This window comes from Paraburkholderia tuberum STM678 (assembly GCF_902833905.1).
Classification (GTDB): Bacteria; Pseudomonadota; Gammaproteobacteria; order Burkholderiales; family Burkholderiaceae; genus Paraburkholderia; species Paraburkholderia tuberum.
This window is the reverse complement of sequence record NZ_CADFGP010000038.1, coordinates 68,875-82,111: the sequence shown is the minus strand read 5'-3', so window position 1 is coordinate 82,111 and position 13,237 is coordinate 68,875. Positions and strand designations below refer to the sequence as shown.

11 protein-coding genes and 2 pseudogenes are annotated in these 13,237 nt (G+C 61.6%); 9 read left to right on the top strand and 4 right to left on the bottom strand.

The features are described 5' to 3' along the window. The first annotated feature begins 661 nt into the window (after nucleotides 1-661). On the top strand, nucleotides 662-1,411 hold the full coding sequence (locus tag HWY30_RS28035; protein WP_090807360.1) for a response regulator: 750 nt from the start codon (nucleotides 662-664) through the stop codon (nucleotides 1,409-1,411). Here the strand turns inward: HWY30_RS28035 and HWY30_RS28030 are convergent. After that, entirely contained in the window at nucleotides 1,353-3,356 is a 2,004-nt protein-coding gene (locus HWY30_RS28030; protein WP_143037217.1) for a hybrid sensor histidine kinase/response regulator, read from the bottom strand. The two genes, HWY30_RS28035 and HWY30_RS28030, sit on opposite strands and share 59 nt — an antisense overlap. Nucleotides 3,357-3,780: 424 nt before the next feature. On the opposite strand from HWY30_RS28030, the gene HWY30_RS28025 reads away from it, so the two are divergent. Both HWY30_RS28025 and HWY30_RS41905 read left to right on the top strand, forming a co-directional pair. Beyond that, the gene (locus HWY30_RS28025) at nucleotides 3,781-4,047 is read left to right on the top strand and encodes a hypothetical protein (protein ID WP_090807364.1); all 267 of its coding nucleotides are present in this window, start codon (nucleotides 3,781-3,783) and stop codon (nucleotides 4,045-4,047) included. Between the two features lie 123 nt (nucleotides 4,048-4,170). After that, a complete protein-coding gene (locus tag HWY30_RS41905) occupies nucleotides 4,171-4,719 on the top strand; it encodes a response regulator (RefSeq protein ID WP_090807366.1) in 549 nt (182 codons plus the stop codon). 192 nt (nucleotides 4,720-4,911) lie between these two features. On the opposite strand, the pseudogene HWY30_RS43075 reads toward HWY30_RS41905, so the two are convergent. Further along, nucleotides 4,912-4,956, bottom strand: a pseudogene (locus HWY30_RS43075) (hypothetical protein); the annotation flags it as partial. A gap of 619 nt (nucleotides 4,957-5,575) precedes the next feature. Between HWY30_RS43075 and HWY30_RS28015 the strand changes: the two are divergent. The 6 genes from HWY30_RS28015 to HWY30_RS27990 are packed head-to-tail and all read left to right on the top strand — an operon-like array spanning nucleotide 5,576 to nucleotide 11,775. Beyond that, nucleotides 5,576-6,436 carry an ABC transporter ATP-binding protein gene (locus tag HWY30_RS28015; RefSeq protein WP_090807368.1) on the top strand — a complete coding sequence of 287 codons (861 nt, stop codon included), beginning with the start codon at nucleotides 5,576-5,578 and terminating at the stop codon, nucleotides 6,434-6,436. Beyond that, on the top strand, nucleotides 6,429-7,241 hold the full coding sequence (locus tag HWY30_RS28010; RefSeq protein WP_090807370.1) for an ABC transporter permease: 813 nt from the start codon (nucleotides 6,429-6,431) through the stop codon (nucleotides 7,239-7,241). Before HWY30_RS28015 ends, HWY30_RS28010 begins: the two co-directional genes overlap by 8 nt. After that, complete coding sequence (locus HWY30_RS28005; protein WP_090807372.1) at nucleotides 7,238-8,215, top strand: ABC transporter substrate-binding protein; 978 nt, start codon at nucleotides 7,238-7,240, stop codon at nucleotides 8,213-8,215. Before HWY30_RS28010 ends, HWY30_RS28005 begins: the two co-directional genes overlap by 4 nt. Before the next feature lie 2 nt (nucleotides 8,216-8,217). Beyond that, nucleotides 8,218-9,528 (top strand): amidase, encoded by a 1,311-nt coding sequence (locus tag HWY30_RS28000; protein WP_090807374.1) that lies wholly within the window; start codon nucleotides 8,218-8,220, stop codon nucleotides 9,526-9,528. Between the two features lie 47 nt (nucleotides 9,529-9,575). After that, a complete protein-coding gene (locus HWY30_RS27995; RefSeq protein ID WP_090807376.1) occupies nucleotides 9,576-10,241 on the top strand; it encodes a GntR family transcriptional regulator in 666 nt (221 codons plus the stop codon). Nucleotides 10,242-10,269: 28 nt separating this feature from the next. Continuing rightward, complete coding sequence (locus tag HWY30_RS27990; RefSeq protein ID WP_090807378.1) at nucleotides 10,270-11,775, top strand: amidase; 1,506 nt, start codon at nucleotides 10,270-10,272, stop codon at nucleotides 11,773-11,775. 468 nt (nucleotides 11,776-12,243) lie between these two features. Here the strand turns inward: HWY30_RS27990 and HWY30_RS42745 are convergent. Both HWY30_RS42745 and HWY30_RS27980 read right to left on the bottom strand, forming a co-directional pair. Continuing rightward, a pseudogene (locus tag HWY30_RS42745) lies at nucleotides 12,244-12,330 on the bottom strand (nuclear transport factor 2 family protein); the annotation flags it as partial. A gap of 319 nt (nucleotides 12,331-12,649) precedes the next feature. Next, on the bottom strand, nucleotides 12,650-13,039 hold the full coding sequence (locus tag HWY30_RS27980; protein ID WP_090810234.1) for a VOC family protein: 390 nt from the start codon (nucleotides 13,037-13,039) through the stop codon (nucleotides 12,650-12,652). Nucleotides 13,040-13,237: the final 198 nt, after the last annotated feature.

Genomic DNA, 13,237 nt, shown 5'->3' with positions numbered 1-13,237 from the left:
GCTCAAGCTCACGCCGCATCGGTCCACTCCGCGGTTTCCTCCCTCGAGGCTTGTCCAACGCCTGCCCGCATGCGTCGTCGTGCGCTCACGCGTCGGCACACAAGGGCAGGCGTCGAACAAGCCTTAACAGGATCCGACGTCTGAATGTCCCTCCAACGCGGGAGGCGAATGACGCGTCATGGCCCGACATGAAACAGTCGCCGACAACGCGGAGAGGAACACTTCCTCCTCATAGCTGATTTTCCTACACTGCAAAGGCCGGCCTGAAGGGACAGATCCGGGCCACCGGCCGCTCTAATCACAACGTTGCGACGGCGCCGCTGCCTTGTCGTCCGACAGATCCGACTATCGGCGGCCAGAAATGGCCGACAATTAGTGGCAACAATCACCATACTCGACCGCGATCCGCTCGTCTGATCGAGTCGCCGCGGTCTTCGCTGTTTTCAAAGGCCTGTCAGTCATTCCGGTAGGCTTGAATCGCCGAACGACGGGCAAAAACCGCCACATTCGAGGCAATGTCCTATTGATCAGCCGTCGCCGTCCGGGGCATCGGTACACTGCATGTACTATTGGTCTGACACAATGCAAGATCGCCACGGATGTAGCATCATCCGCTGCGTCATTGCGGCCCGCTTCGAAAGCGGTTCTGGGAGACGATGGAATGCGCGTGCTGATCGTCGACGATCACGAACTGTTCAGAGCCGGACTGGCGCTTCTGCTGAGACAGATCTTTCCGGACATCGAGTTGCTGCACGCGAGTACGTTGTCACAAGGTTTGAATCATGCGCTCGGCGAATTCCTGAACATCGTTTTTCTCGATCTCGACCTTCCCGATGGTCACGGTTGCGACGCGCTTGCCGAATTGAAGGAGTCGCGCCCGTCTTTACCGGTGATTGTGATCTCGGCCGACGGTAGCGTGGAAACCATTGGCCGATGCATCGAACTTCGCGCCATGGGATATGTGCCCAAATCGTCATCTCCTGAAGCGCTCCATGCGGCGATAAGCGCGGTGCTGGCCGGCGGCGTATTCCTGCCTGCGTCAAGCATCGCGACGCTCAGGCATGACATGAACACAGACGACGCCCCCGCGGATGAATCTCGGAACCCGCGGTCGGGAGGCAACTCAGAAATGAGCACCGCATCTGAACTGGGACTGACTCCGAGAGAGTTCGAAACCTTGGCGTGGCTGGTGCGCGGGCTTCCGTCCAAGGTCATCGCGCTGAAAATGGGGCTCGAGGACATTACCGTACGGAAATACATCAGTCATCTGCTCGCGCATTTCAATCTGCGGCGCCGTACGGAACTGATCGTGATGCTTGCAGATAGAGGGATCAAACTTGGCGTTCCGCCAGTCACGGATCCCGCACATGACAAAAGTCTGCCGGCTGTTGGGCGGCAACGAACCGGCTGACTTCAACGAGCGTGTTTTCTGGCGCGGAAGACTTGCGCAGCAACACGAAAGGCTGGGAAAAATCGCGAAGTGAGGGCGGGGAAATCAGCTCGCCCGTGATGAACGCAACGGGCAGCGCGCCCGCCCAATCGAAACGCCGCCTGATCCGTTCGGCAAGCTCAATGCCGTTTGGCCCTTCGCGCAGCCGTATATCGGTGACGAGGACGTCGGGTGCGCGGCCTTCATCGGCCAGAATCGCTTCGAAGCCCGTCATTGACCCGGCAGTATCCACGAGTGCGCCCGCGCTGATAAACAGCCGCCGCAGACCTTCGAGAACGGTCGGTTCGTCGTCGCAAAGCAGGACGTATTTGCCCTTGAGCACGGACGTGTATGCATCATCCTTTCGGTCCTCCGTCCCGATGACCGGCGTCATTATCGAAATTGGAGCGTACAGGGAAAAGTGCGACCCGCGCCCTTCGACCGAATAGAACCTCAAGCTGTGCCCCGGCAGAATCCCAATGACCCGTTGGACGATGGACAGCCCGAGCCCCAAGCCTTTCGAGCGATCGCGGCCCGGGTTGTCAATCTGATAGTACTCGGCGAATATCGCATCCCGATGTGCGGGCGAGATACCGACGCCCGTATCCCAGACGTCGATGCGAAGCCGTTCGCCGACCTCCACCCACCCGATAACGACGCCTCCCGTGCGGGTGTTCTTGATCGCGTTCGATACGAGGTTGGACAATACCCGCTTGAACAGCGAGCGGTCGCTTTCAATGGGCGGCGGGCGGCGCAAGCGCATGGTGCTTCTGATTTCGATGCCCTGCGATCTCGCCGGTTCAAGATATTGTTCAAAAACATCGGCCAGCACGGCTTGTGTATCGATAGGCGACAGGCTTGGAACGTACGAACCTAGTTCGCTGTAGTCCTGAATGTTCTTGAACATGTCGAGGATGTCGCCTGCCGTCTCCTCGATGACGTCGAGATCATGCGTTGCGGCGTGACCAGCTTCGAGCTTTGTCCGCGCGCTGCGGATGAAGAGGTTGATTGCGGCGAGCGGCTGCTGGATGTCGTGATAGGCCGATGAAAAGAACCGTTCCTTCTCTCTGACCAGCTCTCTCATGCGTTCATTCTGCCGTTTGACAGCGGAGGACGCCGCCTGAACGCGTGCGCTTGCTGCGCGCAATGTCCGCCTGAACATAAATTCACGGCGGGCAGCGCGTTCAAACTGAATGCAGATGACAACGCCCATAAAATACATGATGGCCAACACAGACCCACGGGACGCCCAGCCAGCGCCCACCGTGGAAGCGCCCGTCCGTGGCCAGAGAGAAAGGGTAAGGTGAAAGCTTACAACGCCCAGCCCGACTAACCACGCTGCCGTGATTGCTCGAAGTCGGAGCAATGTGAATATCGTGAAAAGGACAAGTAAAAATTCGGGGAATACTTCCCGGAAAGCCAAGGCCGCCGGGTAAAGCTCCATCAACTGCAAGAGGGTGAACCAGCAGCTCAGCATCCATACGCAAAGCAATCCGACCACCCAGCGTTCGTCAAAGGCACGCGGTCCCCACATCAAACATATCGGCACAGCCATACCCACGGCACCGGCGAGCCGCAGATAGCCAACGTGAAAGATGATGCTGGGATCGACCCGGTTCAGCAGCCACCAATCGCGGCGAGCAAACAGGATCCACAGCAGGAGGCTGGCGGCGCCAGCCAGCCTGCGTTGGCCGGCGTAGCGGCGCGCATAGTCAGTACGGAACGCGCGCTCGAGATCTGCCGAGGCAAACTTGCGTACCACGAAGCCTGACAATTTCATAAGGCCTGCCGGACCAGAAAAATCACCGTGGGATAGTGCTCCACATCGATGAGCTTTATCGCCGCACCACTGGCTGGAAAGATCTCCACCGATCGTGGCTAACGGAGCAATGCGGCGAATTGCAGCGAAAGCGATGTCGAAGGCCACGGATGCACAACGCCCTCGTCCGTAGCCGCGGTGCGATAAAAACAGAATAGCAGGTCGCCATCCCTACCATCAGCCACAAATGTATCAGCGACGTGACGTGCCCGCAGCTGGACCGTTAAGGAAGGACCGCCGTCGGGAGGCGAATGTCCGACACGTCATCGGGATCGGGATTGGGATCGGACATCGACAGTGCATACATCTTTCGCCGACAGAGGTTGTTCATCGCCTACGCATGTGCGTTGCGATGGCGTTTCGGCTGACCAAGAATGAATATGACAGCAACGCTGACAGGGCAGTCATCGAGTGCACCTGGATCGGCTGATCGTCGCAAGGAGGCCGAATCTGCGTTGGCTCGTGCGAAGAATGCTGTGGGCCGGCGAGAGAGTGAACACGCCGATCTCTTAAACTTCGAAGGAGTACTCTCATGAAACTTTATCAATCGGTTACCGTCTGTCTTGTCGCGGTGGCTGGAGTGACAGCAGATGGATGCTTCGCCCAATCAGCGACCAACCAGCAGGAGTCCGTAGCGGCTGGCAGCACCCAGCAGGCTCCGGCGGTCGCGGTTCCGGCTGCCACATCGGCAGATCCTGTTCTCCCCGGAAAAACACGCGAGCAGGTGATGCGCGAGCTGGAGGATTTCCAGAAAAATGGCGAAGCAGCGAAGATGGTCGAGCTTTACCGAGGCAGCTAGGTGAGGGGCGCGGGCGTGTATAGATCCCTCAGTTCTGGATCTCAACGATGCTATTTCGTCGAGCGGAGGGCCGTTGAGCTGCTCAGTGTCTGGACGATCAGTTGCTGGTGCGCGGTCCTGAGAATGGTGCAGATCTATCCGGGCGACCTGGCTTGGCGGCAAGCGTATCCGATCCTGACGTTTTCCCTTTTCATGATATTCATGGCATTCCGGCTCCGAGGGATCACGGCGGCGTGGCTGATCGGGCTATGCGTTGTCAGTTACCTGGTCATGCTCTATTTCAAGCCCAGCGGCCAGAGCGTCGACGCGCGCGTGGAGTCGGTGATTGCGCACGCCACGATGGTGCCAATGATGTATGTCGTCGGTTTGCTCGTCACCATTCCACTGAAACGTGCCGCGAGCGCGGGCGCGTTCGTGCACGCCGCAGAATCGATGGATGGATTTGACGTCATCCTCGCCGATGACAGCCGCATTCCCGATCTCATCGTCACCGATATCCGGCTGCGCGACGGAGCCACTGGCAAGAAGGTTGCTGATAGCATTAGGCGTCATTTCGCGTGGGCAGGCGTTATTCCCGTCGCATTTCTCACCGGCGAGCTGCTGTCCGATCGCGTCCTTCGACTTCCCCGAAGCGTGGTGATCTGGGCGCTGTTCTTCATCAAACCACGATAGCGGGTCTTCACGTAACCGCAATGACGGGCGTTGCCGCAAGCGCTTCATCCAGCGCATCTCCAAACCGGATGCCTGCGGCGTCGCGCGATTCGCGGTAGCCCGCGAGCAACGCGGGATCGACGAACGCACTCGAGCCCCCGCGCCGGGCGCAAAACGACTGCCTTCCTCGTTCGTCCACGCGACGACCTCGACAGGATGCCGTGTCGCGATGCCCGCTGGATCCAGCGCGCGAAGCACTTCGAGCCCTGCCAGCCCGCCGTAAGCGCCGTCCAGGCGTCCGCCTGCGGGCTGTGTATCGATTGCCGGTCAGGACCGGTGGCAGATCCTCGAGACAGTTGCGACGAAAGAACAGGTTCGCGCAATCGTCGACGTAAGTCTCCCAGCCGCGATCTCGCGATCTCGCGGTGTCAGCGCTTCTCGAGACACGCGCCATCGGTGCGGCGTCCGAACGCGGCCAGTCGCGATAGACAGCATCAAGGCTGTCGCCGTCGAGCAAGCTGACGATTCGGGCGGCTATCGGCTGATCGCTCGTGCACGGATCGAACACTTCCTGTCTTTGCAATCGTCTCTTTGCAGTGGCTTTCCAACGGAATGAACGTCGTTCCAGAGACTTGCACGAAGCGATTAATGTGCCATTGAATTCACGCCTCGCCCCGCACAGTTTCATCGCAACATGCACCGATTCGCACAGCGACGCGCACTGCAGAGGCGCAGCGGCACCAAGTTTGCGCACCGACGCATCCCATGCGAGTCCACCGAGAAAAAACTTTTTTGACGAGGACAGCTTCCGATTTTTGATTGTGCATTATGCATTGCAGCAACTACTTCACCAGTACGAGACCTTGCGAGGAACGACATGAAGGGATCGAACGCAACAGTCAACACGTTCGCGGAACCGCTGCGCGTGCGGCAGCTCAGTCACGGATTTCAATCGCCCGATCGCTCGACCGTGACCATCTTCGACCGGCTCGACTTCTCCGTGGGACATGGCGAGATCGTGTCCATCGTCGGACGAAGCGGTGCGGGCAAGAGCACCCTCTTCAATCTCATTTCAGGCCTGCTCACGCCGCAGTCAGGCGAGATATCGGTCGGCAGACGCGCAGATGGGGAAGCGGGTCGCATCGCTTATATGTTGCAGAAGGACCTGATGATGCCGTGGCGCACAGTGCTGCAAAACGCGCTGCTCGGCATTGAGTTGTATCGCAAGGTCCGGCCCGATGATGTCGCCCGTGCGCGGCAGATGCTCGCGCGCTACGGGCTCGGCGCCGTCGCTGATGCCTATCCGCATTCGCTCTCAGGCGGCATGAGACAGCGCGTTGCGCTTACGCGCACACTGCTCGTCGATCCGACGCTCGTGCTGCTCGACGAACCCTTCTCCGCGCTCGACTACGAAACGCGTCTCGCACTCGAGGACGACATCATCGCGCTGCGTGCGCAAAGCGGCACGAGTGTCGTGCTCGTCACGCACGACATCGAAGAAGCCATCGCGATGAGCGATCGGGTGATCCTGCTTGGCGGGCGTCCCGCACGCATCGAAGACCAGATCGACATCGAACTGACGACGCACGGACCGCGCAATGCCGTCTCCGCGCGCGAGGCGCCCGAGTTCCGCGGCTATCACGCGCGTGTCTGGAACGGTTTGCGCGGACACGTCACCTCGCGCGACGCAGATGAAGTCGCTCCATCGAGCATCCTTGCAGGAGCCGTCCATGACTGAAGCCGTTCTGTCCACCAACGTCACGCCAAGGAAAGCCGTACGCCGTACGCGCCGCAAGTTCGGCACGACGGGCGCCGTCTTCGGTATCGTCGTTGCGCTGGTCGTTGCCTGGCAACTTGCCGTTAGCGCGGGCTGGATCAACGGCAAGCTGCTCGGCTCGCCGTCCGGCATCTATGAGGCCGCCGTCATCGGGCTGACGCAGGGCACGCTCGTGTCCGACACCTGGGTCACGCTCTATGAAACGCTGGCGGGTCTCGCCATCGGCAGCGGCCTCGGGATCGGTCTCGGCCTGCTGCTGTGGTTCCTGCCGACAGTCTCGGGTGTCGCCGAAGGATTGTCCGTCATCCTCAACAGTATTCCGAAGATTGCGCTCGGACCGCTCATCGTGATCTGGTTCGGTTCCGACGCCTCGTCGAAGATATGGCTCGCCGGCATCTCCACATTCGCCGTCGCGATGATCTCGTCCTGCGCCGCCGCGCGTGAAGTCGACAAGGACCTGCTCAATCTCTTCCATTCGTTCAAGGCGAAGCCGTCGATGATCTTCACCAAGCTCATCGTTCCGAGCGCGCTGCCGTGGATCTTCTCGACGCTGCGCGTGAACATCGGCTTCGCGTTGATCGGCGCGGTCGTCGGCGAATACATTGCATCGCAGTCGGGGCTCGGTCACGCGGTGTTCGTCGCGGGCTCGCTCTTCGATCTCAATACCGTCTGGCTCGGCATCATCGTGCTGACCTTGATGGCCTCGGTTCTCAGCTGGATCGTTCAACTCGCGGAAGCGAAGATCATTTCCTGGAAGAAAAAATGAAGAAGACACACGCTCTGCTCAATAGTATCGCGGCCGCATGTCTGGTCGCATCCGGAATCGGCGCGACGAGCGCTCAGGCCGCCGAGCCGGTGGTCATCTATCAGGCATTTCAGTCGATCCAGTACCTGCCGCTCTATGTGGCTATCGACAAAGGCATCTTCGAGAAGAACGGCCTTGCCGTGCAGAAGGTCACTGCGGGCAGCGGCGCGGCGGGCGTTGCAGCGGTGATCGGCGGTCATGCGGACTTCTCGCTGCAAGACCCGATGACCGCCATGCTCGCCAACCTCAAGGGCGCATCGCTCGTGAACGTGGCCAACGTGGTCGCCGGCGTGCCGGTGTGGGTGATCGCGCCGAAGGATTCGACGGTCAAGGGCGTCGGCGATCTCGCAGGCAAAAGCGTCTCGACCGCACTGCCGCCGTCGACGAGCACGTATCTGCTGCAACGGCTCATCAGCGAACAGAAGCTCGCGGACGTGAAGATGAACACCGTGCAGATCGGCACCGAACTCGCGCCGGTGATGGCGGGGCGCTCGGAAGCCGCCGCGCTCTATATGCCGCAAGCGGAAACGGGGCTCGCGCAGGGTTATCGCATCGTGTATGCGTTCCCGAAGGCGTATCCGGGCGGCTATGCATTCTCGACCATCGACACGCTCTCTCTCACCGTCAAGAGCAAGCCGAAGATGGTAGCCGCGTTCGTGAAGTCGATCGGTGAAGCCGAAGCTCTGATTCAGCAATCGCACGACACGGCGAAGAGCGTCGCGCGCGCCGAATTCCCATCGCTCGATCCGAAGATCGTCGATTCGGCGGTGCAGCGTCTCATCGATCAAAAGATCTATGCGGCCACGCCCGATATTTCCGAGCAGGCCTTCCGCAATGCGCTCGATCTGCAGGAGTCGATCGGCAACATCAAACCCGGCGCAGTCACTTACGCCAATGGCGTCGACAACACGTTCGCCGCAGCCGCGAGCAAGTAACGATGAATCGATCAGATCAATCATTGCTCACGACACTGCTCGCTAATCGTCACGACGAAGCCGCCGCGCGCGCGACGCTGCTGGACGCGCAGGCCCGCGCCGATGCGCTGGAGCCGTGGCTTCGGGCCTTCGTGCATCGGCCGGATACGTACGCCGTGCGCGGCGCCGTGGCGCGTGCGCTCGTGGGCGTGCCCATCGGAGTCAAGGATCTCGCCGATACCGCCGACATGCCCACGGGCTACGGCTCGCCGGCTTACGACGGGCATCGGCCCGAGCGCGACGCGCGCATCGTGTCGATGATCCGCGCGCTCGGCGGGACGGTCTTCGGCAAGACCGCGACGACCGAATTCGCCTGGCGCGGACCGGCTGCGACCGTCAACCCGTGGAACCGTGCGCACACGCCGGGCGGCTCGTCGAGCGGATCGGCGGCGGCCGTCGCAGCGGGCATCGTGCCGCTCGCCATCGGCACGCAGACGGTCGGATCGATCATTCGCCCGGCCGCGTATTGCGGCATCGTCGGCTACAAGCCGTCGTATCGCGCGGTGCCGGGCGAAGGCGTGCATCCGCTGGCTGCGTCGCTCGATCACGTCGGATTCTTCGGGCGATCCGTCGACGATGTCGCCGTCGCGCATGCGTTGTTCGTCGAAGGCGCTCCTCAGGCGGTCGAAAGCGAAGCGGCGTGGCGCGATCACTTTCCGCGCGGCACCTCCGCGCTCACGCTCGGCGTCGTTCGCACGCCGTTCTGGGACGAACTCATCGCGCCGCATCAACACGCCAACTTCGATGCATCGCTGCGGACGCTGAGCGAAGGCGGCGCGCGCATCGTCGAGTTGGACTACGGCGCGGACCTGCCGCAAATGCGCGAAGCGACACTGACGATTCTCGCGGTCGAGGCGTATCGCGCCGTCGGCGATGTAGCCGCACGCGCGCCCGCGCTGATGAGCGAACACATGCGCGTGCTGTTGTCCGAAGGCCAGGCGATGCCGCTCGAGCGCTATCAGCAAGCCTTGCTGTTGCAGGCGCAGGTGCGCTCGCAGTCTGCCGCGCTGCTGCAAGGCTGCGACGCGCTCGTGACCTTGCCCGCCAGCGGTGAAGCGCCCCACGGACACGCCGATACGGGCGACGCCCGTTTCTGCGCACCCTGGAGCCTGATGGGGGCGCCCGCCGTCAATGTGCCTTCCGGCTGGAGCGATGCAAATCTGCCGCTCGGCTTCCAGATCGTCGGCGCTTTCGGCGATGATGCGAAGCTGCTGCGCGTTGCCGCGCGCATCGAAAGCATGCTGAAGTTCGAAAGACGCGCCGTCACCATTTGATCGACGAAATGCGCAACATACGATAACGACCGCTCACGGAGACGAGCATGAGCCAGCCCTTTCGTACGATTCAGCAATACGTGCTCGGCACGTTGCGCGCCGAGATTCTCAACGGCGTGTATCCACCGAACACGCGGCTGCGGCAGGAAGAGATCGCCAAACGCCTCAGCGTCAGTACGACGCCGGTGCGCGAAGCGTTCCGCGACCTGCGCGCGGAAGGGCTGGTCTCGATCGACCCCAACAAGGGCGTCGTCACACGCGCGCTCACGGCCGCGGACGTCAGCGAAATCTACGAACTGCGCATGGTGCTCGAGCCGATGCTGTCCCAACGCGCCTGCACGCATGCCACCGATGGCGACCTCGCCTCCGCCGAAAAGGTGCATGATGAAATGTGCGCGACATTGTCGTCCGAGAGGTGGGCCATCCTCAATGAGGAGTTCCACAAGCATCTGATGGCGAGCGCCGCCGGCACGCGTCTCTCTGAACTGGTCGAAGGGTTGTCGCTGGTCGCGCGGCCTTACGTGTCCCTCTCGATGCACGTCAAAAGCGATATCCTCGACAGCAACAACCGCGAGCATGCCGATCTCCTCGACGCCTACCGCGCCCGCGATATGCGCGCCGTGCATGAGCAGACGTACGCGCATCTCGAGAACACGCGCGATGCGATCATCGCCTGCGTCGGGCAGGCCTTGCCTTCGCCAGCGGCGGCTTGAGCTCTTATCCGATTCCTCATTGATGCCCATGACGCACGACTCTCTCGTCTCTCTCTCCGCCGTCGATGCGCGCCGACTGATCGGCGATCGCAGTGTCTCGCCAGTCGAACTGCTTGACGCGTGCATCGCGCGCATCGAAGCGATTAACCCTGCCGTCAACGCGATGGCGGCGACGTGTTTCGAACGCGCGCGCGACGAAGCGCGTCGCGCGGAAGCGGCGGTGATGCGTGGCGAGCCGCTCGGCTTGCTGCATGGCGTGCCCATCGGCGTGAAAGATCTGGAAGAGACCGCCGGCGTACTCACGACGTATGGCTCGAAGCTCTTCCGCGCAAACGTTCCGGACGAGGACAACGGGATGGTCGCACGCATTCGGGCGGCGGGCGCCATCGTGACAACCAAGACCAACACGCCCGAAATGGGCGCGGGTGCGAACACCCGCAACGACGTCTGGGGCGCGACGGGCAACCCCTTTGCGCCGCTGCTGAACGCGGGGGGGTCGTCGGGCGGATCGGCCGCAGCGCTCGCAACCGGCATGCTCCCGCTCTGCACCGGCTCGGACACGGGCGGATCGCTGCGCATTCCAGCCGCGGTCTGCGGGATTGTGGGACTGCGGCCATCGCCGGGACTCGTGCCGGGCGACCGGCGCGAACTCGGGTGGGCACCGATTACCGTGAGCGGCCCGATGGCACGTACCGTCGCCGATGTGCGGTTGCTGCTTGCCGCGCAGGCTGGCTTCGACGCGCGCGATCCGCTAGCTCACGACGTCGATTCGGCCGCGCTTGCACAGCGCCGTCCGATCGATGCGTCGGGGCTGCGCATCGGCTTTACCGATGACTTCGGGGTATGCGCGCTCGACGACGCATCCCGCGCGACATTCCGCGCGAAGGTCGACAAGATCGCACGGCACGTGGCGGTGTGCGAACCGGTATGCATCGACATGAGAGGCATCGACCGATGCTTCGACGTAGTGCGCGCGCAGAACTTCGTTGCGCAGTTCGCGGAAATCTATGAGCGCGATCCGTCGCAGCTTGGACCCAATACGCGCGCGAACTTCGAGCTGGGCGCATCGATGACGCTCGGCGACGCCGTTTGGGCGCACAAGATGCAAACGACGCTGTATCGACGCTTCCAGTCGCTCGTGCAGCACTATGACGTGATCGTTTCGCCGACGGTGTCCGTCACGCCATTTCCGTGGTCCCAATGGCAGCTCGAAGCGATCAATGGCAAGCCGCTCGATACGTACTATCGCTGGCTGGGACTGACTTACCTCGTTTCCCTGATGACCAATCCGGCGTTGTCGCTGCCGTGCGGGGTCGATCATGCCGGCATGCCGTTTGGTGTGCAGTTGGTTGGCCCAGCGCGTGGAGATGGGCGGTTGCTGGACATTTCGGAGGCGCTCGAAGCGGCATTTGCTACGGACGACGCGCTGCGGCGACCTGCGCCGGATCTTAAAGCACTGTCCGAGCCGGTCCCTGAGCTGCGGTCTATCGTGTCGTCCCCGCCGATCTTGTCGAATCGTTCGAGGATGGCCTAGTGACGGCTTGACGACAAACTCAGGCTGTCATTCGTGATGCGAGCCCAAGAGGGATCTTGCCAGCTCTCTTGGCGATATTCGATAACTGGACTTCAGCATAAAGACATGCTTACAAGGCCTGTCGTGCGATGCAGGAGGCGCAGGCGGATAGCCTTCTCCGGTGCGCTGAAACGCCGGGACAGGGCCCCGAATCCGGCGCCCAGATCCGTCCCACGCGAAAAGCGGGCTAGTGGCGCAACGGGGCGGGCCTTTGACGAAAGAGAATGCCCCGAGCGCGTTATTCGTCAAGCGAAGCGTTGCGGTGACCCACACGAGGCATCCAGGCGCGTGCGGGAGGGGACGATGTTGCGGATCGATGCACGCCGCCGCTGGTGGTACCGAAGAAAATTACCGAAGAAAATCGACATGATGGCCAAACTCGCGGTCGCTGAACGTTGCCTCGGCTTTAATCAAGGTAGACCAATGTTTCTATCGCCGATGGGCCGCCGCTTCAGCCGCCGTGTCATGGTATTCCTTGAATTTCGTGATTCTTCCGTTTTCGATCGTGAAGACGTGAGGCAGCGCTCTCCAGGAACAAGCGGCACCACGCCGCTCGCCGGTTCCACGTATGGCAATCCGATTTCTTCTTCATCGCTTCATCGAGCGGCGAGTCGCGGACAAGCCGCGCACGCGACTCACGTGAAACGTTGAACGGCTGCTTCGGAGGGGATTGACTGGCCGGAGCGGGTCCGGCTGCTGTCGATCGCTGCATCGCGCTGCCTTGGCGTGCATATGCCGCTTGCATGAGGCACTGAACGGCCAGTTGCGGACCTGTGCAGCGAAGGCGCAAATGCTCGATAGTAGCCATTGGCCGCGCGACCGCCTGATGGAAGTGTTAGGGCGGGTCGAGCGCACTCACCATGACGTAGTACCCGTCAGGATCGCGGAGCGCAAACTCTTTGGTTCCGGTGTTGGGGTTCACGTTGGGCTCCTCTTCGAGTCCGGCGACAAGCGCGCGGGCTCTCAGCAGCGCATCGTCGAAATCATCGATACGAAAGAACAAAAGCAGTCCGTTGCCAGGTTCCGCACGGTCGCGACTAGCCAGCGGAGGATGCTCGTGCGCGCCCCACCGGTGAAGGCATAGCAAGACCGTTCCATCCGTGTCGACGATTTGCCCGAAGTAGTCATGCGCTGGCAGCGTTTCCGGTTGTCCGAACAGCGACTGATACCACTTGAAGCTGCGGGCCACATCAGCAACACCAATGATTGTCCATGTGCGTTTCATCGGCTTCTCCTGCGGCCAATATATGACGTCCGCTTTCCCTGCGATTGAACGACCGCTGCCAGGCAGCTTGAAGGGCCGTATCGGGTCGACTTGCGCCAACCGCGCCGGCTGCGCGCTTTGCTGGTGACGCCCAGTCGAGATATGGTCACCAGTCCACGAAGCGGAGTCGCTCGAAACTGGCACTAAGCCTTACACAGA